Origin of the sequence: Kutzneria chonburiensis, from assembly GCF_028622115.1 — a bacterium.
In the GTDB taxonomy this organism is placed as follows: domain Bacteria; phylum Actinomycetota; class Actinomycetes; order Mycobacteriales; family Pseudonocardiaceae; genus Kutzneria; species Kutzneria chonburiensis.
Genome location: NZ_CP097263.1, coordinates 8,654,483 through 8,679,046, shown reverse-complemented (window position 1 = coordinate 8,679,046; position 24,564 = coordinate 8,654,483). Strand labels below are relative to the sequence as shown.

The 24,564-nt window shown below is 69.6% G+C and carries 22 protein-coding genes; 17 read left to right on the top strand and 5 right to left on the bottom strand.

All coding sequences use genetic code 11. The features are described from left to right. The first annotated feature begins 333 nt into the window (after positions 1-333). From M3Q35_RS40525 to M3Q35_RS40495, 7 genes are all read left to right on the top strand, one after another. A complete protein-coding gene (locus M3Q35_RS40525; protein WP_273937862.1) occupies positions 334-783 on the top strand; it encodes a helix-turn-helix domain-containing protein in 450 nt (149 codons plus the stop codon). A gap of 74 nt (positions 784-857) precedes the next feature. After that, on the top strand, positions 858-1,364 hold the full coding sequence (locus M3Q35_RS40520; protein WP_273937861.1) for a hypothetical protein: 507 nt from the start codon (positions 858-860) through the stop codon (positions 1,362-1,364). Between the two features lie 45 nt (positions 1,365-1,409). After that, positions 1,410-2,633: an MAB_1171c family putative transporter gene (locus M3Q35_RS40515; protein WP_273937860.1), complete on the top strand. Its 1,224-nt coding sequence runs from the start codon at positions 1,410-1,412 to the stop codon at positions 2,631-2,633. Further along, positions 2,593-3,570, top strand: a complete 978-nt coding sequence (locus tag M3Q35_RS40510; protein ID WP_273937859.1) for an NsdA family TPR-like regulatory protein — start codon at positions 2,593-2,595, stop codon at positions 3,568-3,570. The genes M3Q35_RS40515 and M3Q35_RS40510 overlap by 41 nt, the downstream gene beginning before the upstream one ends. Positions 3,571-3,657: 87 nt before the next feature. Further along, positions 3,658-5,961, top strand: a complete 2,304-nt coding sequence (locus M3Q35_RS40505) for a helix-turn-helix domain-containing protein (protein WP_273937858.1) — start codon at positions 3,658-3,660, stop codon at positions 5,959-5,961. A 106-nt stretch (positions 5,962-6,067) separates the two neighbouring features. Further along, entirely contained in the window at positions 6,068-6,823 is a 756-nt protein-coding gene (locus tag M3Q35_RS40500) for an IclR family transcriptional regulator (RefSeq protein WP_273937857.1), read from the top strand. Between the two features lie 164 nt (positions 6,824-6,987). Beyond that, positions 6,988-9,111, top strand: a complete 2,124-nt coding sequence (locus M3Q35_RS40495; RefSeq protein WP_273937856.1) for a glycoside hydrolase family 3 protein — start codon at positions 6,988-6,990, stop codon at positions 9,109-9,111. Between the two features lie 115 nt (positions 9,112-9,226). On the opposite strand, the gene M3Q35_RS40490 is transcribed toward M3Q35_RS40495, so the two are convergent. Then, positions 9,227-9,631 carry an arsenate reductase ArsC gene (locus M3Q35_RS40490; protein WP_273937855.1) on the bottom strand — a complete coding sequence of 135 codons (405 nt, stop codon included), beginning with the start codon at positions 9,629-9,631 and terminating at the stop codon, positions 9,227-9,229. A 96-nt stretch (positions 9,632-9,727) separates the two neighbouring features. Between M3Q35_RS40490 and M3Q35_RS40485 the strand changes: the two genes are divergently transcribed. Continuing rightward, entirely contained in the window at positions 9,728-10,117 is a 390-nt protein-coding gene (locus tag M3Q35_RS40485) for an ArsR/SmtB family transcription factor (RefSeq protein WP_273937854.1), read from the top strand. Position 10,118: 1 nt separating this feature from the next. Here M3Q35_RS40485 and arsB read toward each other — a convergent pair whose 3' ends face one another. The 3 genes from arsB to M3Q35_RS40470 all read right to left on the bottom strand — a co-directional run bounded on the left by arsB (position 10,119) and on the right by M3Q35_RS40470 (position 12,952). Further along, a complete protein-coding gene (gene arsB, locus M3Q35_RS40480; protein WP_273937853.1) occupies positions 10,119-11,189 on the bottom strand; it encodes an ACR3 family arsenite efflux transporter in 1,071 nt (356 codons plus the stop codon). Positions 11,190-11,348: 159 nt separating this feature from the next. Beyond that, positions 11,349-11,576 carry a hypothetical protein gene (locus tag M3Q35_RS40475; RefSeq protein WP_273937852.1) on the bottom strand — a complete coding sequence of 76 codons (228 nt, stop codon included), beginning with the start codon at positions 11,574-11,576 and terminating at the stop codon, positions 11,349-11,351. 53 nt (positions 11,577-11,629) lie between these two features. Further along, complete coding sequence (locus M3Q35_RS40470) at positions 11,630-12,952, bottom strand: FAD-dependent oxidoreductase (protein ID WP_273937851.1); 1,323 nt, start codon at positions 12,950-12,952, stop codon at positions 11,630-11,632. A gap of 98 nt (positions 12,953-13,050) precedes the next feature. Between M3Q35_RS40470 and M3Q35_RS40465 the strand changes: the two genes are divergently transcribed. After that, positions 13,051-13,914 carry a helix-turn-helix domain-containing GNAT family N-acetyltransferase gene (locus tag M3Q35_RS40465; RefSeq protein ID WP_273937850.1) on the top strand — a complete coding sequence of 288 codons (864 nt, stop codon included), beginning with the start codon at positions 13,051-13,053 and terminating at the stop codon, positions 13,912-13,914. A gap of 65 nt (positions 13,915-13,979) precedes the next feature. On the opposite strand, the gene M3Q35_RS49035 is transcribed toward M3Q35_RS40465, so the two are convergent. Then, positions 13,980-14,315, bottom strand: coding sequence for a zf-HC2 domain-containing protein (locus M3Q35_RS49035; RefSeq protein ID WP_420704731.1), 336 nt, complete (start codon positions 14,313-14,315; stop codon positions 13,980-13,982). A 207-nt stretch (positions 14,316-14,522) separates the two neighbouring features. Between M3Q35_RS49035 and M3Q35_RS40460 the strand changes: the two genes are divergently transcribed. The 8 genes from M3Q35_RS40460 to M3Q35_RS40425 are packed head-to-tail and all read left to right on the top strand — an operon-like array spanning position 14,523 to position 24,557. Continuing rightward, positions 14,523-15,572 (top strand): beta-ketoacyl-ACP synthase III, encoded by a 1,050-nt coding sequence (locus M3Q35_RS40460; RefSeq protein WP_273937849.1) that lies wholly within the window; start codon positions 14,523-14,525, stop codon positions 15,570-15,572. Between the two features lie 30 nt (positions 15,573-15,602). Beyond that, positions 15,603-15,830: an acyl carrier protein gene (locus M3Q35_RS40455; RefSeq protein ID WP_273937848.1), complete on the top strand. Its 228-nt coding sequence runs from the start codon at positions 15,603-15,605 to the stop codon at positions 15,828-15,830. Between the two features lie 14 nt (positions 15,831-15,844). Then, positions 15,845-16,699: a (3R)-3-[(carboxymethyl)amino]fatty acid oxygenase/decarboxylase gene (gene scoE / locus M3Q35_RS40450; protein WP_273937847.1), complete on the top strand. Its 855-nt coding sequence runs from the start codon at positions 15,845-15,847 to the stop codon at positions 16,697-16,699. A 2-nt stretch (positions 16,700-16,701) separates the two neighbouring features. Then, entirely contained in the window at positions 16,702-17,214 is a 513-nt protein-coding gene (locus tag M3Q35_RS40445) for an FcoT family thioesterase (RefSeq protein ID WP_273937846.1), read from the top strand. Continuing rightward, positions 17,207-18,754, top strand: coding sequence for a long-chain-fatty-acid--CoA ligase (locus M3Q35_RS40440; RefSeq protein ID WP_273937844.1), 1,548 nt, complete (start codon positions 17,207-17,209; stop codon positions 18,752-18,754). The genes M3Q35_RS40445 and M3Q35_RS40440 overlap by 8 nt, the downstream gene beginning before the upstream one ends. A 13-nt stretch (positions 18,755-18,767) precedes the next feature. Continuing rightward, positions 18,768-18,992 (top strand): phosphopantetheine-binding protein, encoded by a 225-nt coding sequence (locus M3Q35_RS40435; RefSeq protein ID WP_273937843.1) that lies wholly within the window; start codon positions 18,768-18,770, stop codon positions 18,990-18,992. Beyond that, positions 18,985-23,151 (top strand): SDR family oxidoreductase, encoded by a 4,167-nt coding sequence (locus tag M3Q35_RS40430; protein ID WP_273937842.1) that lies wholly within the window; start codon positions 18,985-18,987, stop codon positions 23,149-23,151. Before M3Q35_RS40435 ends, M3Q35_RS40430 begins: the two co-directional genes overlap by 8 nt. Beyond that, positions 23,148-24,557 carry an MFS transporter gene (locus M3Q35_RS40425; protein ID WP_273937840.1) on the top strand — a complete coding sequence of 470 codons (1,410 nt, stop codon included), beginning with the start codon at positions 23,148-23,150 and terminating at the stop codon, positions 24,555-24,557. The genes M3Q35_RS40430 and M3Q35_RS40425 overlap by 4 nt, the downstream gene beginning before the upstream one ends. The last annotated feature ends 7 nt before the right edge of the window (positions 24,558-24,564 follow it).

Genomic DNA, 24,564 nt, shown 5'->3' with positions numbered 1-24,564 from the left:
TGATCGCCGCTCCCCTCTGGCGGCGATCACCCGGACATCGCACCCGCGTATGCGGGTACGGGCCACACCACCGGCGCGGAGATCGCCAGGTACGGGCAGGTCCTCGACCGGGTTCGGCCCGAACGGCGAGGTGAGGCCGCCGACCAGCGCCCATGAACCCCACCGGGCCGAGCACGCTGCCATAACCAACAGTTGACCCCCTCCAACCACCAGTTGACCGTGACCATACCGCGACGGGTCACGTCGCGTGGCCCGTTGTCTTCACAGTTGACCTGAATCGACTGTCAGTTGACACCCCCGATCGGACCCCGCTAGGAAGGAAAGAGTCAGGAGGTGGACGTGACGGACGATGAAGCGCTCGATTCGGTCTTGGCCGACCGCTTGAATCAGCTTTTCACGGTGAGCAGGCCAGGCGGTCGTTCATGGACGAACGACGAAGTCGCGGCCGCCATCAAGAAGCTTCACCCTTCGGTGAAGGTCAGCGGCGCGTACCTCTCCGCACTGCGTAACGGCAAACGCCGGCAGCCGTCACATGAACTGCTGGTGGAACTGGCCAAGTTCTTCGGTGTCGCGCCGGGATACTTCGTCGACCCGGACCATGCCGACCGGGTCACCCAGCAGTTGGCGGCGCTCGACGAGCTGCGACAGGCCGGGGTGCGCGGAGTCGCGCTGCGGGCCGCCGGGTTGCCGCCCGACAGCCTCGCCGTCGTCACCGCTGTCCTCGACCAGATGCGCAAGCTGCAAGGCCTGCCGTCGGTTGACGAGGATCACCCCAAACCATGACACCGTTCTCGCGCCTGCGGGGCTCCACCGGCCGGATGCGCCACCGGCAGCTGCAAAGCGACTGCGAGTCCCGGTTGGCCGCACTGGGCACGCCCGCGAGCTGGGACATCGACGGCCTGTGCGATCTGGTCGCCGAGCAGACGAACCGGCGTATCTGCCGCGTCCCCGTCGCGATGAGCGCGATGCATCCCTGCGGGTTCTGGGTCTCCACCGAACACATCGACTTCATCGTCTACGAATCGGGCACGAGCAGAATCCATCAGGAGCACATCATCGCGCACGAACTCGCCCACATCATCTGCTGCCACCGCGGCAGCACGGCACTCACCGACGAGAGTGCGCGGCTGTTGTTCCCCGATCTCGATCCGGATCTGGTTCGCGACATGCTGCACCGGGCCAGCTATTCCGACCGCCAGGAGGAGGAAGCCGAGATGCTGGCTTCCCTGATCATGGAGCGGATCACCAAGCGCCACCCGGAGTCGGCATCGACGGCGGAGGCCGTCGACACCGACACCGCGACCGATGAGGTCACGCGGATCGCGCGAACCCTGACCTACCAGGTGCCTCGTCCCCGCCGATGAGCTGAAGACCGACACGACGGCCAACTCCCGCAGACGGGAACACTCATGATCTACGCGGTTCTCGAGTGGACCTGCACCATTGTCGCGCTCATCGCCTTCAGCTACCGATGGATCACCGTATTCAGATCCGACCACAACCCGGCACAGGTGGCGCTGACGGTCTACTTCCTGTTCTCGTTCCTCAGTTTCTTCGTCGGCCTCGACGCCATCTCGGGGTACCTGGCCGCGTTCTTCAACACCCCGAACATCACGATCATCCTGTCGCACGGGGCCGTCATCGTGTTGACCGCGGCCCAGCAGGTCGCGCTGATCTACTGGGCTCAACCGCCGGAGACGGCCCGCCGGACCGCCGCGAGGCGGTGCGCGGTGTTCGGCCTCGTGCTCGTCGCGATGATCATCGTGTTCTTCTGGGTCCAGCCGACGCACCGGGACGGCACCTCCGCGACGTCCAGCTTGTTGAACATGACCAACAAGTACTTTGCCGCCTACCTGATCCTCTTCACGGTCGCCGCCGCCGTCGGACAAGTCGTCACGCTGCGGATGGCCTGGGGCTACAGCAAGGTCACCGACCGCGCCTGGCTGCGCCGCAGCATGATCACTCTCGCCGCCGGCGCCCTGTGCATCCTCGTGTACAGCGCCATGCGACTGGCCGAGATCGTGGGCACCAACCTCGGCGCCGACATGACACCGTGGAACCCGATCGAGTGGCTGGCCGGTGACATCGGCTCACTGCTCGAAGTGCTCGGCCTGACCGCACCGGGCTGGGGCCCCGTGCTCTCCGCCGCCCGCCGGTGGCTGGTCAACTACGTCCGGTACCAACGGCTGCGGCCGCTGTGGGAGGCGCTGCACCGGGCCACCCCGGACATCGCGCTGGAGGCGCCCCGGTCGCGCCTGGCCGACCTGGTGCTCGTCCGCAACCTCGATCATCTTCTGTACCGCCGCGTGATCGAGATCCTCGACGGCCGGCGGTCACTGCGACCGTATCTGGAACCCGTCGGCTCCGAATCGGCAGCCGACGACTACGCCCGCGAAGCGGCCCAGGTGCGCAGAGCACTGCGCATCAAGGGCGAGGGCCGGCCGCCGCTGGGCGAGCCCGCGCCCGATCAGACACTGCTGCCCGACGGCAGTCTGACCAACGAGGTCAAGCGACTTGCCGCGCTGGCCACGGCATTCCGACGGACGACCACGGCGGCAACGGTCGGCGACGAGCCAGTGGAGGACTCCGGACATGGTTCAGCCAACGGAGATCGGCTCACCGACAGATCCTGACGCGATCGCGTTTCCGCTGTCGCACCTCTCGCCGGCCGACCCGACGCGGCGGGACGACTACGCCGCGGCGATCCACGGCACCATCGGTCACCTCGTGGCAATGGACGTCCGCGCCGGCGGCAACGAGGCATCACGACATGCCACCCGGACGTTGAGCACCCAACTGCGCCGATCACGCCTCGATGCGGCGGGGCGCCCATTGGCCCGCGATGTCACCGTCGCCCTGGCCGAACTGGCCGAAGTCACCGGGTGGCTGCTGATCGACGCCAATCGCCACCGCCAGGCACACCGGGCCAACGAGGTGTCGCTGCGGCTGGCGCGCGCCGGCGGAGACCGCTTGATGGAATTGTTCGTGACGCACAACATCAGCCTCCAGGCGACGTATCTGCGTCAGCCGCGGTACGCCCTCGACCTGATCGAGCCGGTGTTGGACCGAGGCGGACTCACGTCGCGACTGGAATCGATGTTCCGGCTGCGGGCAGCCCGCGTTCATGCCCAGATGGGCCTGCCGGGTGAGGCGTTCCGGCTGCTCGACCAGGCCCGTTGCCTGCTGTTCGACGGTGTGTCCGACCGCGACCCGGGCTGGTCCTGGTGGATCTCGACGCGGGGCATGGACTTCGCGACCGCGGCCATGCACGGCAGCCTCGGCGACTGGCGTCGGTCGATCGAACCGCTGGGCCGCGCGCTGGAGGCCACTCCGGCCGGCGCGACACGAGACCGGTTTCTCTACCTCTGCGCGTTGTTGCACGCCCAGATCGAACTGAGGTCGTGGTCGGACGCCGAATCGACGGCGCTCCAACTCGCGCCGCTGATCGGCACGGTCGGCTCGGACCGTCCCCTCGCCCGGCTCGCGGCAACCATCCACCGAGCCAACACGCACGGCACTCGCGCCAGCGCCCGCCTCCAGCACATCAACGAGGCAGTCGGCGGGTGGTAATCGCCAGACGTAGCACCAACCTGCCCTCCGTGGCCGGTTCGTGCGCTAACGTCCGACTACGGACTGTGGCAGCCAGCGGGGGTGGGCGTGGGCGACCAGGGCGGCTCGGTACTCCGACGGTTACGGCGGCGTAGCGGCCTGACGCAAGAGGCGCTGGCCGAGCGTTCCGGCGTGTCGGTACGCACGATCCGCGGGCTGGAGACGGGCGACCGGAGCAACCCTCGCCTCATCTCCATCCGGCAATTGGCCGACGCGATGGGGCTCACGGCAGCGGACCGCGACGAACTGACAGCAGCGGCGTTGAACACCGTCTCGAATCCAGCGACAACAGTGGAAACGCCGTCCACACCACGGCAACTTCCCGCTGCGGCAGCCGGCTTCATCGGCCGGGACGCCGAACTAGCCCTCCTCGATCAAGCCTGTCGCACAGTCCCAGCCCATGATGTCGTCACCGGCGACGCCCCGACCGTTGTGATCGCCGCCATCGCCGGCGCAGGCGGCATCGGCAAGACCCAGCTCGCGTTGCACTGGGCGCATCGGCACACGGATCGTTTCCCTGACGGGCAGTTGTTCGTCGACTTACGGGGCTTCAGCCCCCACAGCAACCCGGTCGATCCACTCACCGCCGTCCGGGGATTCCTCGACGCGTTGGGCTTCGACGGCCACATCGACGGCGGCCTGACCGCGCACGCGGCGCACTACCGAAGCCAGGTCGCCGACAAGCGAATGCTGATCGTGCTGGACAACGCCGCCAGCGCCGACCAAGTGATCCCGCTGCTGCCAGGCACACCAACCTGCACCGTGCTGATCACCAGCCGCAGCACGCTCACCGCCTTGCTGCACCGGCACGGCGCCCACCATGTGCCACTTGCCGTCCTCGACGAAGACGAAGCGGAAACGCTGCTCGTGCGGCGCCTCGGCGACAAACGCACGGCCGCGGAGCCCGATGCGGTCGCCCAGCTGATCGCCTCAGGCGGCCGGTATCCGCTGGCCTTGGCAATCGTGGCCGGCCGGGCCCACATGCGTCAGGACATCCCGCTGGCCGAGTTCGCGGCCGAGCTCAGCGAGTCCGGCCTGGAGGCGTTGGACGACATCGATCCCGCCGCCAGTCTGCCTGCCGTGCTGTCCTGGTCCTTGCACGCCCTGACTGCGCAACAACGGACGGTGTTCGCGCTACTGGGCGTGGCCACCGGCGTGGACGTCAGCCTGCACGCCGCCGCCAGCCTCACCGCGCTGCCGCTCCCGACGGCACGGAAGGTGTTGCGGGAGCTGGAGGACGCATCTCTGGTGCACAGGCAGGCGCGCGGTCGCTACTCGATGCATGATCTGATCCGCGCCTACGCGGCCACCACCGCCTCTCATCACCTTGCCAGGGACGAGCGCGACACGGCGGTGCGGAGGCTTCTCGACTTCTACAGCCACACCGCGCGCGCCGGCGAACGTCTCTTGAGCCCACACGGCAGGCCGGCGGAACTCAGCCCACCCACCACCGGCGTGTGCCCGCACGAGTTCGCCGACGTGTCGGCGGCATTGGCCTGGTTCGACAGCGAGCACCCCAATTTGCTCGCCACCCTCCAGGCCGCCAGTTCCCACGCTTGGCACCGCGACGTGTGGCAGCTTGCCGGGATCCTGAACACCTATCACCGCCGGCGGGCCACTGGCCACGATCTTCTCGCCGTACGCCGAACCGCGCTGGACGCCGCCACGCACTTGGCCGACCCCGCCAACCTGATACTCGCCCACCGCCGGCTTGGCCGTACCCAGGCCGAGTTGGGACACCACGACGAGGCGATGCTCCACCTTCACGAGGCCCTGGCCATCGCCGAAGGCCACGACGACCTCGACGAGCAGGCTCACCTGCACCGGATTCTCGCACTCACCCACGGGCTACAGGATGATCACCACCGAGCCCTTGGCCATGCGACGCAGGCACTGGACCTCTACCGTGCCGTCGGCAACTCGGACTGGGAGGGCGACGCGTGCAACCAAGTCGGTTGGTACGCCGCCCATCTCGGCGACTACGCCAAGGCGGACAACCACTGCCGAGCCGCCCTCGCCCTACAACGCCGACACAGCAACGCCGAGGCCGAAGCTGACGTGCTGAACAGCCTCGGCTACATCGCCTACCACACTGCTCACCACCACGAGTCCGTCAATCACTACGAGCACGCTTTGGCCATCTACCGGAGCCTAGGCAACGCTCGTTTGGCCGCCGACACGCTCGAGCGCCTTGGGCATCCTTATGCGGCCCTACACAAGGACGAGCAGGCGCGCACTGCGTGGTGGGAGGCACTGGAGCTCTATCGACGGCATGGACCCGAAGGTGCTGCCGAACGTGTGCAGCAGCACCTCGCCGCACTCGATCGCCACGATGTTCGGCGGCGCACTTGAGTGCCGCGGTCCCGCCGCGCACCCGGAGCGCGGCTTAAGTCGCACGAGCTGTGCGCATTGCGCGCAGACGTCGCGGTAGGGTTCCGAACGGAGAGAGGAGCCCTGGATGAACGCATCGCCGGCGCAGGCCGACACCGTGCGGTCACGGTCGCGCGTGCAGTCGGTGTCCCGGGCGTGCGAGCTGCTGCGGCTGCTGGCGACCGAGGAGGTCGAGGACGCGAGCGTGCTTGGCCTGGCCAGGGCCAGTGGCCTTGACCGCACGGTCACGTACCGACTGCTGCGCACCCTGGTCGACAACGGCCTGGTCAGCGAGGCCGGCGGCCGGTATGCGATCGGTGCGCACGCGGCGACGTTGTCGCTGGCCTACATCGAGCGGACGGGCCTGCGGCAGGCGGCCCTGCCGTACGCGGTCGAGCTGCACACCACCCTCGCGGACACCCCCTGGATCGTCTCCCTCGCTGTGCCGGCGATCGACTGCGCCATCCTCATCGAGCGGCTGTGGACGTCCAAGGCGCCGCTGAGCACCCTGATCGACCTGGGCACCCGGCTGTCGTTGCCGCGATCGTCGATCGGGCGCTGCTTCCTCGCCTACGGCGTCGGCCTCACCCCGGAGCTGGCCCAGGACGAGGACCTGGTGGCGCGGCTGGCCGACATCCGCGCCGCCGGCGGCGTCGAGTACTCGTTCGGCGAGGTGCGGCCGGGTATCGGTGCCCTGGCCTGCGTCATCCATAACCGCCACAATGCCGTGGTCGGCGCCATCTGCGTGTCCGGATCCGACATCGAGCCGGTGCTGTCGCGCGACTCCGCCGTGGCGCGACGCCTGGCCCGGACCGCGTCGTCGATCTCGCGGGCACTGCGGTAGTCACCGCCGGCCGCTTGACGACCGGCAACCGCGTGAATAGCGTGCGACGCTCACTCGAATAACGCCAAGGATGCGCGCATTGCGCACGCGGCTTGATCCGACAAGGAGCCACCACGTTCCGACCAGCCGTTGACGACAGCATCGTCCAGGACGTACTCGCCGGGATGGACCTCGAGCGGAAGATCGCGCTGACCCAGCCGGTCCAGCCGCCGGTGCCGGAACTCGGGCTGCCGGCGTGCGAGCTGCGCCTGACCGTGGCCGTTCGCGGCGACCTGCCGCCGGCGCTGGCCCTTGGCAGCACCTGGAATCCCGAGCTGGCCGGCCGGATCGGCAGCTACCTGGCCGCCGGCAGTGGACCGCTGCCGCTTGCGCCGGTCGGCCGGCCGCTGCAGGATCCGCGCCGAGGCCCCGGCCGGGCCGCCTACGCCGAGGATCCACTGCTGTGCTCCCGGCTCGGCAGCGCCTTCACGCTCGGCCTTCGCGGCCCCGACCCGGAGCGGATCCGGACCGCGCCGGTGATCCGCAAGGGCGTGGACGCCCTGCGCTGCGTCACCCGGCCGGGCTTCAACATGCGGCTGCTCAACGAACACGAATGGCCGGCGCTGCGCGCCACCATGGAGACCGGCGGCGCGGTCGGTGTGGTGCTGCCGTGGGAGCTGTTCGACGAGTACCCCACGGTGGCCCACCGGTTGATCAAGAACGTCTACCGGCCGTGGAGCGACCGGGAGATCGTCGTGGTGTGCGAGGTGAGCGGGCCCGAGTTCGACGCCGCCGCGGCTCTGCGGCTGGGCGCGGACCTCTGCGTCGGCACCGGTGCTCGCTCGGCCGACCTCGTCGCGGCCCACCGGCGCGGCGACCTGTCGGAAGAAACGATCACCGAGGCGGCCCGGCGCGTGCTGCTCACCCGGGTCCGGTTCGACCGACGTCCGGAACCGGTGGACGGCACGGAACTCCGCGCGCTCGAACTCGAAGCCGCCCGCGAATCCGTTGTGCTGCTTCACAACGACGGCCTGTTGCCGCTGCTGACCGGTCCGGGCGTGCGGTTGGCGGTGATCGGGTCGACCGGCGACACGCTGGCCCGCGCGCTGGGCGAGAAGGTCAACGTCCTCCGGCACGACGGCGAGGATCTCGAGCAGGCCGCGCTCGTGGCCCGCAGCGCCGACGTGGTCGTGCTGATGGTGGGCAGCCGACGCCGCGTCGAGCGCACGACCCTGGCACTGAGCGACGGTCAGCAACGACTGCTGCAAGCAGTCCGCACCGCCAATCCCAACACGGTGCTCGTCGTGTCCAGCAGCCATCCCTACGCCTTGGCGTGGGCGGCCGAGCACCTGCCGGCCATGCTGTGGACGGCGCACGACGGGCCGACCGCCGGCACGGCCCTGGCCGAGGTGCTGCTCGGCGACTACGCCCCGACCGGGCGGCTGCCGCAGACCTGGTACCGCACGGCCGAGGAGCTGCCGGCCGAACTCGACGGCGACATCATCGCCACCAACATCACGTACCTCTACCACGAGGACGCGCTGTTCCCGTTCGGGCATGGCTTGTCCTACACGACGTTCACCCACGGCCCGGTCCAGTTGGACACCTCGGCGATCGACGCCGACGGCGGCACGACGGTCACCGTAGAAGTACGCAACACCGGGTTCCGTGACTGTGCCGAGGTTGTGCAGCTCTACACCAGGCAGCTCGCCTCCCAGGTCAAACAGCCCCGCCGTCAGCTGCGCGCCTTCCGCCGAGTGTGGCTACCCGCCCGCGCAACCAAGCACGTCGTCTTTCGCTTACGCGCCAACGATCTCGCCTTCTGGGACGTCGCCGCCGAGCGCTGGGTGATCGAATCCGCACAGCATGAGGTCTTCACCAACACCTCATCAGCCACCGCCGTCCTCACCGTCGAGGGAACCTCACTACCCCCTCGCGCGTTGGCCGACACCACCCTGGGCGCACGCTCTTTCGACGACGCCTCCGGCGTGCGCCTGGCCGAGCTCCCCTGCGACCGCGACAGCGTCATCACCGCCGTCCGCCCCGGCGGTTGGGCCGCCTACCGCGGCTACGACCTCACCAGTTGCCGCACGTGCGACCTTTCCGTCACCAACACCGCCCAGACCACCGCCGCCGTCGAGCTCCGCCTCGACACACCGGACGGCCCCCTCCTCGGCACCGCCCACGTCCCCGCCGGCTCCTCTTCCCCCGTCGCCATCCCCCTTCGCCCCCGCCGCGGCCGGCACGACCTCTACCTCGTCTTCACCGAACTAGGCCTAGAAGTCCGAACCCTCGACTTCCGCGTATGACCACCGGAACTGCCGTCACGTCGGCGGCGGGGTCGAGTTCCTGAACCCGCAGGGCCGCGCTGATGCCGGCGTCGCTGCCGCCGACGACCACCAGGCGCAGGGCAGACTCCTTTTCTCAGTCGTGAAGCAGCTCGGCGAGCAGGGCGCGGACACGGCGGTCGATCTCGTCGCGGATGGGCCGGACGGCGTCGACGTCCTGCCCGGCGGGGTCGTCGAGCTTCCAGTCCAGGTAGCGCTTGCCGGGGAAGACCGGGCAGGTGTCGCCGCAGCCCATGGTGATCACGACGTCGGACGCCTCGACGTCGTCGACCGACAGCTTGCTCGGCACCTCGGCGGTGATGTCCAGCCCCCACTCGGCCACAGCGGCCGCGGCGGCTGGGTTGACCTTCTCGGCGGGCTCCGAGCCGGCGGAGCGCACGGCGACGCGGCCCATCGCGTAGTGGTGGAGCAGCGCGGCGGCCATCTGGGAGCGGCCGGCGTTGTGCACGCAGACGAACAGCACTTCAGGAGTGTGGGCCACGGTGGTGCTCCTTGACCTGAATCGAGATCTGTCGATACGAACGACAGCAGCTGAATCGAAGTTTGTCAATTCAGCGGGAACGGGGATGATGGACGGGTGGCAGCCCCCAAGCACACCAACGCCGTCCCGGTGACGTTGTCGTTGACCCGGCCGGCGGCCGAGGTCGACGACGCCGCCGCGGAGCGGGCCGCGCAGCTGTTCAAGGCATTGTCGGACCCGGTCCGTATCCGCCTGCTCTCGCTGATCCGCCGCTCGACCGGCGACGAGGCGTGCTTCTGCGACCTGGCGCCCGAGTTCGACATGCCGCAGCCGACGCTGAGCCACCACCTCAGCGTGCTGGTCAAGGCCGGCATCCTGGCCCGGCAGCGACGCGGCACCTGGAGTTGGTACCGACTGCTGCCGGAACCGCTGCACGCGCTGGAGGCGTTGCTGCGCCCCGGCGGCCCACTGGTGGACGAGCCGGGACGCGAGTCCCGCTGCCAGTAGCTCAGGCGGGAAAGAAACGGCGCGCCCACAAGCAGACGTAGACCAGGGCGACGAGCACCGGCACCTCGATCAGCGGGCCGACGACGCCGGCCAGGGCCTGTCCAGACGTCACGCCGAACACGCCGATCGCCACGGCGATGGCCAGCTCGAAGTTGTTGCCGGCCGCGGTGAACGCCAGCGTGGTGGACCGCTCGTAGCCCAAGCCGACGCGCTTGCCGAACAGGAACGACAGGCCCCACATCAGTCCGAAGTAGACCAACAGCGGCAGCGCGATGCGGGCCACGTCGAGCGGGCGCGAGGTGATCGTGCCACCCTGCAAGGCGAACAGCACGACGATAGTGAACAGCAAGCCGTACAAGGCGAACGGCCCGATCTTGGGCAGCAGCGCGTTCTCGTACCAGACGCGCCCCTTGCCGCGCTCGCCGATCGTGCGGGTCAGGAAACCCAGCAGCAAAGGGATTCCCAGGAAGATCAGCACGGACTGGGCGATGTCCCACACGGACACGTGCAGCGCGGACTGCGGCAGCCCGAGCCAGCCGGGCAGCACCTGGAGGTAGAAGTAGCCAAGGCCGGCGAAGGCGATGATCTGGAACACCGAGTTCAGCGCGACCAGCACGGCGGCGGCCTCGCGGTCGCCGCAGGCCAGGTCGTTCCAGATCAGCACCATCGCGATGCAGCGGGCCAGCCCGACGATGATCAGCCCGGTGCGGTACTCGGGCAGGTCGGGCAGCAGCAGCCAGGCCAGGGCGAACATCACGGCCGGGCCGAGGACCCAGTTGAGCAGGATCGAGGAGACCAGCAGCTTCTTGTCGCCGGTGACGGAGTCCAGCTTGTTGTAGCGGACCTTGGCCAGCACGGGGTACATCATCAGCAGCAGGCCCAGCGCGATCGGCAGCGACACGGAGCCGACCTTGACCGCGTCCAGCGCGGCGTTCAGGCCGGGAATCAGCCGGCCGAGCCCGAGGCCGGCGACCATGGCCAGGATGATCCAGGCCGGCAGGAACCGGTCCAGGGTGGACAGTTTGCCCATCACGGCCTGGTCATGCTGCCGATCGGCGACCGACTCGGTCATCCCCGCTCCCTTGAATCGAAATTTGTCGATTCAGACGGTAGCAGGGCGGCCGGCCCGAAGGCGAGTGGCGATCTCGGCGACGAGGCTCCTGGCAGTGCGGCCGCCGACCAGCGTGGCCGACGTCGGCGGGTTGGCAAACGCGTGATCGATCCGCCAGCGTCAGCGTTCAGGCGAGCGCGATCCCGGTGGCCCCCACCGGTCGGACACCGCTGTCGCCTGCACCAGCGTGAAGATGCCGCGCACGGCGCCGACAAGGACCGTAACGAGCACCAGCAGCACAGCCGGCGACGAGCTGGCTGAGCGAAACGCGCCGGTCACCATCGCCGCCGACCAGCCGGTGTCGGCGGCGATGGCCGGCGCTAGCACCGGGAAGGCGTAGTAGAGCACGCCGCGCAGCCCGGTCCCCCTGGCACCGGGCTGCGCGACTGGCCGCGACGCGTTCAGCGGGCCTCGCCGATCGACACGGCCACCGGCCCGACGGGACCGCAGCAGCCCCCGCCGACGACCTGCTCCGGCTCGTCGAACACGCCGGCACCGCCGCACACGCCGGTGTCGGGCAGCGTCAGCTCGACGCGGGCGGCGGATTCGTGGTCGCCGGCAATGGCCGCGACAACGCTGCGGACCTGCTCGTAGCCGGTCATGGCCAGAAACGTCGGCGCACGGCCGTAGCTCTTCATGCCGACCAGGTAGACGTTCGGCTCGGGCTGGGTGAGTTCGCGAGCGCCGTGCGGGTAGACGGTTCCGCAGGAGTGGACGTTCGGGTCGATCAGCGGCGCGAGCGTCCGTGGGGCCTGCAACACGGGGTCGAGGTCAAGCCGGACCTCGGACAGCCAGCTCAAATCAGGCCGGAACCCGGTCAGCACCACGACCTCGTCCACCAGCTCCAGCTTGTGGCCGTCCTGCGACACCAACACGACGCCGTCGGCACCGGCCTCCACCTCGGCGGTCCGGAAGCCCGTGACGACCTGGACGGGCCCGGCCTCGGCAGCGGCTTTCGCCCGTTGGCCAAGCGCGCCGCGGGCCGGCAACTGGTCGGCGTCGCCGCCGCCAAAGACCGCGCCGGTAGCACCCCGCCGCAGCAGCCACAGGATCTGGGTGCCGGGGTGCTCCTCGGCCAGACCGGCCAACGCGACCAGGGCGGTCAGCGCCGAGTGGCCGGCCCCGGCGATGGCGATGCGCTTGCCGGCATAACGCTGGCGTACCAACGGGTCGGCGAGGTCGGGCACCCGGTAGACGATGCGGTCGGCCGCCGCGCGCTCGCCGACGGCCGGCAGCCCGTCACCGCCCAGCGGGTTGGGCTCGCCGAACGTGCCGGAGGCGTCGATGACCGCACGGGCGGTGATGCGCTCCTCGCCGTGCTCGGTCTCGACGTGCACGGTCAGCGGTTCACTCTCGCGGCCGGCGTCGACCACGCGGTCCCGGCCCCGTCGAGCGACGCCGACGACCCGAGTGCCGAACCGCACGCGGTCGCCGAGCGCCTCGGCCAGCGGCACCAGGTACTGCTGCGCCCACTGCGCGCCCGTCGGGTACTCCTGGGCGGCGGGTTGCTGCCAGCCGGTCGGCTCCAGCAGCCGTCCGGCCGCCGGGTCGACCAGCTCCGACCAGGACGAGAACAGGCGCACGTGGTTCCACTGCGCCACCGCGTGACCGGCACGCGGCCCGGCTTCGAGCACCAGCGGCGTCAGGCCGCGCTCGACCAGGTGCGCCGCCGCGGCCAGGCCCACCGGGCCGGCCCCGACCACGGCAACGGGCAACTCGTCCATCCCTCACCCCTTGCATTGACGTTCATCAATCCAATGCGACTCAATCTATCCAGATCGATGAATGGACGCAACCATCGATCTGGATAGATACTTGGCTGGTGACGACGTTCGAGGAGCAGCGCCGCCTGCTCGACCCCGAGGAAGCCGCCCGGTATGCGCACTGGTTCAGCTGCCTGGCCGAGCCGACCCGTGTGCGGCTGCTGCACGCCGTGGCGACCTCGCCCGGCGGCATCACCGTCGGCGAGCTGACCGAGCTGCTGGGCATCGGGCAGTCGACGTGCTCGCACCACGTGCAGTGGCTGGCCAAGGTCGGTTTCGTCGTCGTACAGAAGCGCGGCACCGCCTCGGTGGTGACGGTGAACGAGGCGTGTTGCGTCGGCCTGCCGCATGCCGCCGACGCGGTGATGGGCATGCTCGCGGCACGGCCGTGCTGCCCCGAAGCGCCACCGGACGTCGCGGTGCGGGCGCTACGCGAGGCCGACTGGCCGACGGTGCTGCGCATTTACGGCGAGGGCATCGCCACCGGCGACGCCACCTTCGAGACCGAGGTCCCGGCCCGGGACTACCTGGAGCAGCGGTGGCTCCCCGAGCACCGCTGGGTGGCCGAGGTCGACGGCGAGGTGGCCGGCTGGGCCGCCGCGACGGCGGTCTCGGTCCGCGAGTGCTATGCCGGCGTCGGCGAAACCTCGGTGTACGTCGGCGACGGTTTCCGGGGTCGCGGCGTCGGCAAAGCGTTGCTGCGCCAGCAGGTCTGCGCCGCCGACGACGCCGGCCTGTGGACGTTGCAGACCTCGATCTTCCCGGAGAACAAGGCCAGCCTCGCCCTGCACCGCCAGTCCGGCTTCCGCACGGTCGGCGTGCGCGAGCGCATCGCCCAGCACCACGGCCGCTGGCGCGACACCGTGTTCCTGGAACGCCGGGCCGACGACCACAGGTCGACGGGCTCCACGTCGAATATGTAGTCGTAGCCCCGCACGGCGCGGTGGCCGCCCGCACCCGCTCGATCGCCTTCCGGACGGCAGTGCGCTCAGGCCACGGAGAGGCGGCACTGGCAGAGCCCGCCGTGCTGGCAACCGCACCCACAGGCCGCCCTACAGCCGCACACCGCCGTGCCGACGCTCCAAACGACAGCGTATTCCGGCACGCAGCTCGGCCGTCGCCAGAACCGAGCGTGCTCATGGGCCCCGTCCGACCGCGGGGCATCCCCCGTCAGACCGGGCAAGACCACATCAAAGCTTTGCAGCGCCGCAGTCATACGTGCGCCCGCCGCCCGGCACGACACACAGCGGCCGAGGTGGATCCTGATGGCGACCTCCTCCACGGTAGACGCCTCTCCGTCTGCCAAGGCCGAGAACGCCTCCATGTATCGCCGACAGTCCATGTAGTAGGTGGTCGGCCGGCCACACCGAATGGTTCCGGCGGAGTTCTGATCGACACTCGATTTCCACCGCCGACCGGGACAACGTCCGCTCAGTCACCATGCCGCACATCGAATGTGACGTGGATCTCAAACTATCGTGGCATTGCTTTCGCCGGGAACTCACCACCCACCGACGACGACCACTGGGACATGCGCGAGCTGGTTTCGGTCGAACACGCCGGCGGCGGGCTCACGACAAGGTCCGTTGGCGAGCAGCGGGTAGCTGTTGTCGCGGGGATCGCCGGTCATGTGCCCGAGCAAGTCCTTACCAACGGTGACCTCATCACCCGATTCGACACCTCGGACGAGTGGATCCGCAGCCGGACGGGCATCGGGGAACGGCGGGTGGCCCGACCTGGAGAGGCCACCTCGGACCTCGCCGTCCAGGCCGGTTCGGCAGCACTGGCGTCGGTTGCGGCGATCGAACCGATAGACCTGGTCATCCTGGCCACGAGCACGCCGGACCATCCCTGCCCGGCCACCGCGCCGGCCGTGGCGGCAAGGCTGGGACTCAAGGGCGTCGCGGCGTTCGACGTGGGCGCGGTGTGTTCCGGCTTCGTCTACGGATTGGCCGTCGCCCAAGGCATGATCGCCGGCGGTGTGGTGAAGTCGGCGCTGCTCATCGGCGCGGACGTGTTCTCCACCATCCTCAACCCCGCCGACCGAAGCACGAACGCGGTCTTCGGTGACGGGGCGGGAGCAATGGTGCTGCGCGCCGGGGAATCCGATGAGCTCGGGGCCGTGCACGCGATCGATCTGGGCAGCGATGGCGACCTCGCGGACCTGATCACGGTACGGGCCGGGGGCTCGCGGGAGCCCACGGCCGAACATGGGGCGGACCGCTGGTTCTCCATGCAGGGCCAGGCGGTCTACCGGCACGCGGTGCTGCGGATGACCGAGTCGTCACGAAAAGTGTTGGCGGCCAAGGGATGGCGGCCCGACGACGTCGACCGGCTCGTCGCCCACCAAGCCAACGCCCGCATCCTGGCGACCGTCGGCGCTGAGCTGGGTGTCGCACCGAACCGCGTCTACAGCAACATCTCCACGGTCGGCAACACCGTCGCGGCGTCGATTCCATTGGCCCTGGCCGACGCGCACGCGCAAGGTCAGCTGGCGGCTGGGGACCGCCTACTGCTGACGGCCTTCGGCGGCGGGGCGACCTGGGGCTCCGTGACGCTGACCTGGCCGCATCTCAGATAGCACAACCGTTGAAACGAGGGGGAATTCTCGATGGACCATGCCCGGGTGCAGACCCTGGTCGCCGAGTTCATCAGAGGCGTCAACCCGGACGCCGCCGAGCCGGACGGGGAAAAGACCTGGTCGGAGCTGGGCGTCGACTCGCTGAGCCTGGTCGACCTGCTGTTCAAGCTGGAACGGGAGCTCGGAGTGACCATTGCGGACGACGCGCTGCCGGAGATCACCACCGTCGGCGGACTCATGGCCCACGTGGCCTCCTGAAAGGAGACATCCTGATGCGCATCTCACCGCAGGACGGCATCGGCGTCATCGTGGAGAACTTCGACTCCGCCTCCGATGACGACGTCGCACAGCTCAAGCGGGCCGTGTACCGCGACAAGATCGTCGTGCTCAAGGGCCAGGACCTCGATCCGCACGAATTCCTGGCGCTGGGCAGGAGATTAGGCAGGCCGGAGACGTACTACGAGCCGATCTACCAGCACCCCGAGGTGCCGGAGGTGTTCGTCTCCTCCAACGTCCCCAAGGACGGCAAGCAGATCGGCGTGCCGAAGACCGGCAAGTTCTGGCACTCCGACTACCAGTTCATGCCGCGGCCGTTCGACATCACGCTGATCTACCCACAGGTCATCCCGACCCGCAACCGGGGCACGCTGTTCATCGATCTGTGCAAGGCCTACGAGAACCTCAGCGAGGAGCTGAAGCTCGCGGTCAAGGGCACGACGGCGACACACAGCGTGCGGCGCTACTTCAAGATCCGGCCGACCGACGTGTACCGGCCGATCTCCGAGGTCATCGAGGAAGTGGACGCCAAGACGCCGCCGGTGATCTCGCCGACCGCGCAGCAGCATCCGCACACCGACGAGACGATCCTCTACCTCAGCGAGGGTTTCACCCTGTCGATCACCGACGCCAACGGCGTCGACCGCCCGGACATGCTGCGCGAACTGCTCGCCGCGACCGGCCAGCTCGACGACACCCACCAGCATCCGGCGATCCACCTCCAGACGTTCGAGCAGGGCGACATGTTGGTGTGGGACAACCGAAGCCTGGTGCACCGGGCCGTGCACACGACCGCACCGGAGCCGACGGTCTCCTTCCGCGTCACCGTCTACGACGACGTGGCCGGCTGATCGTGAAGGCCACCACGTCCTTGCTCGACGAGGTGCTGCGGTGCTACAAGCCGCATTGCCGATACCTCACGTCGATGGATCTCAGCGTGGACGGCGAAGTCCTCACGGGCGTCGGCCAGTTCAGCATCCCGGAGTCCTGCTACATCGACGACACCGGCCATCTCAACTCGGTCGAGGTCAACATCTGCTACAACCAGCTGCTGTACGCGGTGATCGCGAACGCCGTGCACCGCGGCGTCGGCGAGGTCTTCAGCGGCTGGACGATGGCGGAGTTCCGGCGCCGGCAGCTGCCGGACATCCTGATCGCGAGCTTCGGCAGCACGTTCCGCCGGCCCATCGATCCGCGGTCGTTCCACGGCGAGTTCATCGTCGATCGGATCTCGCAGCGCCGGTTGCGTGCAGACGCCGCGCCGCTGGTGTCGCTGGCCACCACGTTCCGGCTCTGGGACGACCTGGGCGGCGCGTGCGATGGAACGGCCCGGATCGCGATCGTCGACGGAGGCAACCGTGCCTGAGAATCGGCTCTATCACAGCGAATTGCGCACCGTGGCCGACATCACGGGTTTCCACGCCCGCCGGCAGCCCGAAGTGCCGGCCATCATCTGCGCCGGCCGGCAGCTCGACTACGCCGGCCTGCACCGGACGAGCAACCGCATCGGGCACGCGCTGCTGGCCGCCGGCGTCACCGTTGGTGACCGGGTCGCGTATCTGGGCCAGGAGTCGGTGGACTACTACGCGACCTTCTTCGCCTGCGCGAAGATCGGCGCGGTGCTGGTGCCGATCAACTTCCGGCTGACCGGGCCGGAGGTCGAGCACATCGTCCGCGACTCCGGCAGCCTGCTGCTGATCGTCGACGACGACCTGCGTCCGGCGCTCGGCGAGATCGCGGCGGACACCAAGAGCACCAGCGACTTCGAAGACTGGACCGGATGGCACGCGGACGCCGATCACACCGTCCACATCGGACCGGAAGACCCGGTGGTGCAGCTCTACACCAGCGGCACCACCGGGCTGCCCAAGGGGGTGGTGTTGCCGCACCGCAGTCTGTTCGCAATCCGGGACGCCTTGGCGACCGCCGGCCTGGACTGGATCGACTGGCGGCCGGGTGACCGCAGCCTGATCGGCATTCCCGGCTTTCACGTCGGCGGCGTCTGGTGGGCCACGCAGGGCTTCTCCGCCGGCATCACCACTGTGGCGATGCCGCGGTTCGACCCCACCGGCGCGGTGCGGCTGATCACCGATCTCGGCGTGACCACCGCCTGCGTGGTGCCGTCCATGCTGCGCCTGCTGCTGAACGAACCCGGCGTGGACAAGGCGAGCTTCGCGAGCATCCGCAAGATCGTCTACGGTGGGTCGCCGATCGTGGAGGCGCTGCTGCGGGAGTCGCTGGCGATCTTCGACTGCGACTTCGCCCAGATCTACGGTCTCACCGAGACCGGCAACACCGCCGTGTGCCTGCCGCCGGAAGCCCACGTCGTGGGCAGCCCCCGGCTGCGCGCGGCCGGGCGGCCGTACCCGGGCGTCGAAGCCAAGGTGATCGACAAGGCCGGCGTGCCGCTGCCGGCCGGGGAGGTCGGCGAGGTCTGCCTGCGCACGCCCGCACGGATGCTGGAGTACTGGGGCCTGCCCGAGGCGACGGCGGCGACCCTGGTGGACGGGTGGGTGCACACCGGCGACGCCGGCCACCTGGACGAGGACGGCTACGTCTTCATCAGCGACCGACTCAAGGACATGATCATCGTCGGCGGCGAGAACATCTACCCCGCCGAGATCGAGAACGTGCTCGGCAAGCACCCCGCGGTCGGCGACGTGGCGGTGATCGGTGTGCCCGACGACCGGTTCGGCGAGGCCGTGCACGCCTTCGTCACGGTACGTCCCGGCGAGCAGCTGCGACCCCGCGACCTGCTGCTGTTCGCCCGGGACCAGCTGGCCTCGTTCAAGATCCCGTCCAAGTTCGAGTTCGTCGATGCCGTGCCGCGCAATCCCAGCGGCAAGATCCTGCGCCGCGAGCTGCGGGACCGGTTCTGGGCCGACCGCGACCGCAACGTCAACTAGGCAAGGGGGAATCATGCAGCTCACGCGGGACGTCGTCTGCGCGGACATCGCCGAGCAGCTGTACATGGAACCTGAGGAGGTCGCCGCCAGCGGCGACCTGTTCGGCGAGGGCCTGGACTCGGTGGGATTGCTGACCCTGGTGGAACGCTGGCGTGAGCTCGGCGCGGAGGTCGCGTTCGTCGACCTGGCCGAGCGGCCGACGCTCGACGCGTGGTGGCAGGTGTTGTCCGGTGGCTGAGCTGACGTTGACGGCCGCGCAGCACGGCATCTGGACCGGACAGCAGCTCGATCCGCAGTCCCCCGCCTACAACACGGCTGAGTACATCGAGATCCACGGCACGGTGGACGTGGATCTGTTGGTGGCGGCCATCGAGCGGGCCGTGGCCGACGCCGAGGCGCTGTCGGCACGGTTCGCCGACACGGATGACGGGCCCCGGCAGATCCTCCAACCCCGCCCGTGGTCGGTGCACGTCGCCGACCTGACCGAAGCGGCGGCGCTGGAGTGGATGGCCGCGGACGTGGCCGCCCCGGTGGATCTGGCCGCCGATGTGTTGTTCGCGCACGCGGTGTTCCGCATCGCCGAGGACCGATTCCTGTGGTACCACCGCGTGCATCACATCCTGCTCGACGGCTATGGCCTGGCGCTGGTCGCTCGGCGGGTGGCCGAGGTCTACACCGCCTTGGTCGCCGGTGAGGAACCCGGCGAGCACGAGTTCGGGACGCTCGCGTCGGTCGTGGACGAGGACGTGGCGTATCGGGAAGGTCCCACGCACCAACGGGATCGCGAGTTCTGGGTGGACTACCAGCGGGACCGTCCCGCGCCGCCGACGTTGGCCGGCCGGTCGGCCCCGCTGGCGCAAAGAGTGGTGCGGTCGACGGCGGACATCGACCGGCCGACGGCGGATCTGCTGCGAGACGTCGCGAAGGCGGCCAAGGCCAACTGGACCGAGGTCCTCTGCGCCGCCATCGCGACCTACCTGCACCGCATGACCGGCGCGAGGGAGATCTCCCTTGCGCTGCCGGTGATGCTGCGCACCGGCTCGGTGGCGCTGCGGGTGCCGTGCATGGTGCTCAACGTCGTCCAGGTGTGGACCGACTTCACCGACAACCCGAGCCTGGTCGAGGTGACCACGCAGATCGCGACCCATCTGCGGCGCAGCCGTCGGCATCACCGCTACCGCTACGAGCAGTTGCGCCGCGACCTGCATCTGGTCGGCAGCAAGCGCAAGCTGTTCGGCCCGTCGGCGAACATCATGCCGTTCGACTACGGCCTGCGCTTCGCCGGCCGATCGAGCGTGGTGCGCAACGTGTCGGCCGGCCTGGTTGAGGACTTGGCCTTCAACGTCTACGACCGTGCCGACGGCGACGGGCTGCGCATCGCCCTGGACGGCAACCCGAACCTCTACGCCACTGAGGACCTGGACCGTCACGTGCGCCGGTTCGCAGCGGTGCTGCGGCGCTTGCTCGCCGTGCCGACCGCGCCGGTCAGCGAGGCGGACCTTCTGCTCGACCCCGAGCGGGACCTGTTGCTGCACGAATGGAACGACACCGATCGGGCCTGGCCGGACAGCACCGTCACAGACCTGCTCCAGGCCCGCGTGGAGGCCACGCCGGGCGCCACCGCGCTCGTCGCCGGCGACCGAACCCTGACCTACCGCGAGCTGGACCGCGAGGCCCGTCGCCTGGCCGGCGTGCTCCTGGCACGCGGCGCCGGCCCCGGCGACGTGATCATGCTGCTGTTGCCTCGCACCGCAGATTCGATCGTCGCCTTGTTCGCGGTGCTGCTGACCGGCGCGGCCTGTCTGCCCGCCGATCCGGACTATCCGGCCCGCCGCATCGAGTACTTGACCGACGACGCGAAACCACGGCTGGTGATCAGCACCGTCGCATTGGGCCGGGATCTCAACACCCCCAAGGTGTTGCTCGACGAGTTGGAGACCGTCGAGCATCCGCTGCCGGTGATCGAGCCGGACCAGCCGCTGTGCCTGATCTACACCTCCGGCTCCACCGGCGCGCCCAAAGGCACGGTGATCACCCATCGCGCCATGGTGAACCTGTTCCACCACCACCGCGCGGAACTGATCGCGCCGGGGCGGACCCGGGCGGCGCTGACCGCCTCGCTGTCGTTCGACACCTCGTGGGAGGGGCTGCTGTGGCTGCTGGCCGGCCATGAGCTGCACTTCGTCGACGACGACATCCGCCGCGACCCCGCCGAACTGCTGGCCTATGTGCAGCGGCATCGGATCGACTTCCTGGACATCACCCCGACCTACGCCACCGAGCTGGTGGCCGCCGGACTGCTCGAACCAGGTCGGCACCGGCCGGCGGTGCTCGCTCTCGGCGGCGAGGCGGCCGGGCCCGCGCTTTGGTCGGACTTGCGTGCCGTGCCGGAAATCGCGTCGTACAACCTCTACGGGCCGACCGAGTGCACCGTCGACACCGTGTGGGCACGGCTGGCCGACAGCCCGACGCCGATCATCGGCCGGCCGATCGCCAACGCCCGCTGCTACGTCCTCGACGACACGCGAAGGCTGCTGCCGCCGGGCGCGGCCGGTGAGCTGTATCTGGCCGGCACGCCAGTGGCGCCTGGCTATCACGGTCGGCCGGAGCTGACCGCGGAACGGTTCGTGCACACGGAGTTCGGCCGGCTCTACCGCACCGGCGACCTGGCCCGCTGGCGTGCCGACGGACAGCTGGAGTACCTGGGCCGGGCCGACGACCAGGTCAAGATCCGCGGCTTCCGGATCGAGCCCGGCGAGATCGAGGCGGCGCTGGCCGGGCATCCGGCCGTCGCCCAGGCGGCGGTGCTCGCACTGGACGATCGCCTCGTCGCCTATGTGGTGTCCGAGGCAGACCCTGCGGCGCTGCGGCGTTATCTCGCCGAGCGGCTGCCGGATTACATGGTGCCGCCGGTGTATGTGTCGGTGGACCGGCTGCCGACCACGACGAGCGGCAAGCTCGATCGCGCCGCGCTGCCCGCGCCGACACGGACAGCCGCGGCAACCGGCAGGCCGCCGAGCACGGACCGTGAACGGGAACTCTGTGGGCTGTTCGCCGAGGCGTTAGGCGTGCCCGAAGTCGGCATCGACGACGATTTCTTCGCGCTCGGCGGCCATTCCCTGCTCGTGGCCAGGCTTTTGCGCGGCATCCGGGACCGGGTCGGGACGCGGCTGGGCATCCGGGACGTCTTCGACGCACCGACCGTGGCGCAACTCGTCGAGCGGATGGACCACGCGGTGCCGTCCCGGCATCCCTGGGAGGGCACCGATCTTGCGGCCGAGGTCAGCCTCGACCCCGCCATCGTTCCGTCAGGTGTGCCGCGGAGCGGTGCGCCGCAAGACGTGTTTCTGACCGGCGCCACCGGCTTCCTCGGCGCGTTCCTGTTACGGGAGCTGCTGGACCGCACCGAAGCCCGCGTGCACTGCCTGGTCCGGGCGGCCGACGACGTGACAGCCCTCGATCGGATCCGTGCATCCCTGCTCCAGTACGAATTATCCGAAAATGGCATGGGCCGCGTGGTGCCGGTCCCCGGTGACCTCGCCCAGCCCGCGCTCGGCCTTTCCGACGAGGCATTCCAACAGTTGGCGGCACAGGTCGATGTCGTGCTGCACAACGGCGCGTGGGTGAACCACCTGGAGCCCTATGCCCGGCTGCGCGCGGCCAACGTGGCCGGCACCGCCGACATGCTCCGGCTGGCGGCCCTCGGAAGGACTCCGCTGCACTTTGTGTCCACATGCGACACTGCGGTCGCCATGGACGGCAACCCGCAGGTACTCGACGAGACCCGCCGAGTGCCGCCGGAGTCGTTGCTGGCCAACGGGTACGTAGCGAGCAAGTGGGTGTCGGAGGGATTGGTCCTCGCGGCGGCCGACCGTGGCTTGCCCGTGACGGTCCACCGCCCGAGCCGCGTCGGCGGCCACTCCGTGACCGGCGTCGGCAGCACCGACGATGCCTTCTGGAGCCTGATCCGGGCCATGCTGGTCCTCGGAACGGCCCCGGAAGGCGGCGGGGACATCGATCTCGTGCCGGCCGACCAGGTCGCCGCAGCCATCGTCAGCCTCCTCGACCACACCGGCACCTTCCACCTGACCAGCCCGCATCCGCTGCCGGTGCCGAGCGTGCTGGCTCGGCTCCGCGCACGCGGCTACGCACTGCCCGAAGTCGAACCGGACGAGTGGCAGCGCCGGCTGGCCGAGGCCGCCGAGCACGACGACACCCTCGCGCTGGCCGCGACCCACATGCACGCAGGCCCCGCCGCGACAACCGTCCGGTTCGGGCGAAACAACACCGAGGCGGCGGGCATCTCGTTCCCGGAGATCGACGGACCGGTGCTCGACGCCTACCTGGATCACTTCATCCGCAGCGGATTCTTCCCACTGCCGGGAGGAAAGCCGTGACCGCCACCGCCACTCCCCTAGCGACCGTCAGGGACTGGGTCGGCCTGGCCGTGGTGCTGGGCGCGACGTTCATGGGACAGGTCGACGGCTTCATCGTGGTCATCGCGGCCCCGTCGATCCAGCGCGACCTGCCGGCGAGCTTCTGGCAGGTCCAACTGGTCGGCGCGGCCTACGTGCTGGCCTGCGCCGCCGGCCTGATCACCGGCGGCCGGCTCGGCGACCGCTACGGGCGTCGCCGGGTGTTCCTGGTCGGTGTCGCGGTGTTCACCCTGGCGTCGCTGGCCTGTGGCCTCGCGCCCACCGCGCCCGTGCTCATCGCCGCGCGTTTCGTGCAGGGCATCGGCGCGGCGGCATTGATCCCGCAGGAGCTGGCCCTGGTGCGCAGCATCTTCCTCGACGACGGGCGGCGCGCGAGAGCCATTCGCTGGTACGGCGTGGTACTCGGCTTCGGGGTCATCTTCGGGCTGGCCGGCGGCGGCCTGCTGGTGCAGTGGGACATCGCCGGTCTCGGCTGGCGCACGGCGTTCCTGATCAACGTACCGATCGGCGCGCTGATCCTGGCGCTCGGCCGCACCGTCGCCGAAAGTCACGCCGAAGGCTCGCCCGCACTCGACCCGGCCGGCGCGGTGCTGACCGCGCTCGCGCTGCCGGCCCTGCTGCTGCCGCTGGTCCTCGGCCAGCAGGCCGGGTGGATCTGGCTCAGCCTGATCATCGGCATCGGGCTCGCGACGGTGCTGTACCGCCAGCAACGCGCCGCGCCGGAGCCGCTGTTCCCGATCAGGGTGTTGACCACCAAGGGACTTCCCGCCGGGCTGGCCGCCATCGGGACCTTCTTCGCCGGCAACGCCGGCCTCTTCCTCATCTTCACCTACTACCTGCAAACCGGCCTCGGCCTCGACGCGCTCACCGCCGGCCTGATGTTCGTGCCGCTGGGCATCGGCTTTGTCGTCGGCTCCGGGGTCAGCGGCCGGGTCGCGTCCCGGTTCGGGCGCCGGCTGCCGTCCCTCGGTTGCCTGTTCCTGGCCGCTGTGCTCGCCACCCAGCTGGCCGTGGTGCACGCCGCTCCGGATGCCCAGAACGTGTTGCTGGCGCTGACCATCGGCGTCGTCGGTCTGGCCCAGGGGCTGGTGGTGTCGCCGTTGATCGCGGGGATCTTCGACCAGGTCTCCCCCGACGACGCGGGCGCGGTCTCCGGCGCGGCGTCCACCGTGACGCAGATCGGCCTGGCGACCGGCTTCGCCGCCGTCGGCAGCTGGTACCGGCTGATGCTCGGCGGGGACACCACCCTCGGCGGGCAGGCGTGGGCGTACTCGGCGGCGATCCTCGTGTTGATCACGCTCGCGGTCGTCACGAGCCTGCTGTGCGCCCGCCGGGAACCGAACACCGTTTCCGACCGACCTGTGTGACGACAGC

Coding starts and splice junctions, on each gene's coding strand:
- M3Q35_RS40500 (WP_273937857.1), top strand. CDS start 6,068: ATGAACGCATCGCCGGCGCAGGCCGACACCGTGCGGTCACGGTCGCGC.
- M3Q35_RS40455 (WP_273937848.1), top strand. CDS start 15,603: ATGGACCATGCCCGGGTGCAGACCCTGGTCGCCGAGTTCATCAGAGGC.
- M3Q35_RS40515 (WP_273937860.1), top strand. CDS start 1,410: ATGATCTACGCGGTTCTCGAGTGGACCTGCACCATTGTCGCGCTCATC.
- M3Q35_RS49035 (WP_420704731.1), bottom strand. CDS start 14,315: ATGGAGGCGTTCTCGGCCTTGGCAGACGGAGAGGCGTCTACCGTGGAG.
- arsB (WP_273937853.1), bottom strand. CDS start 11,189: ATGACCGAGTCGGTCGCCGATCGGCAGCATGACCAGGCCGTGATGGGC.
- M3Q35_RS40460 (WP_273937849.1), top strand. CDS start 14,523: ATGCGCGAGCTGGTTTCGGTCGAACACGCCGGCGGCGGGCTCACGACA.
- scoE (WP_273937847.1), top strand. CDS start 15,845: ATGCGCATCTCACCGCAGGACGGCATCGGCGTCATCGTGGAGAACTTC.
- M3Q35_RS40470 (WP_273937851.1), bottom strand. CDS start 12,952: ATGGACGAGTTGCCCGTTGCCGTGGTCGGGGCCGGCCCGGTGGGCCTG.
- M3Q35_RS40495 (WP_273937856.1), top strand. CDS start 6,988: ATGGACCTCGAGCGGAAGATCGCGCTGACCCAGCCGGTCCAGCCGCCG.
- M3Q35_RS40510 (WP_273937859.1), top strand. CDS start 2,593: ATGGTTCAGCCAACGGAGATCGGCTCACCGACAGATCCTGACGCGATC.
- M3Q35_RS40435 (WP_273937843.1), top strand. CDS start 18,768: ATGCAGCTCACGCGGGACGTCGTCTGCGCGGACATCGCCGAGCAGCTG.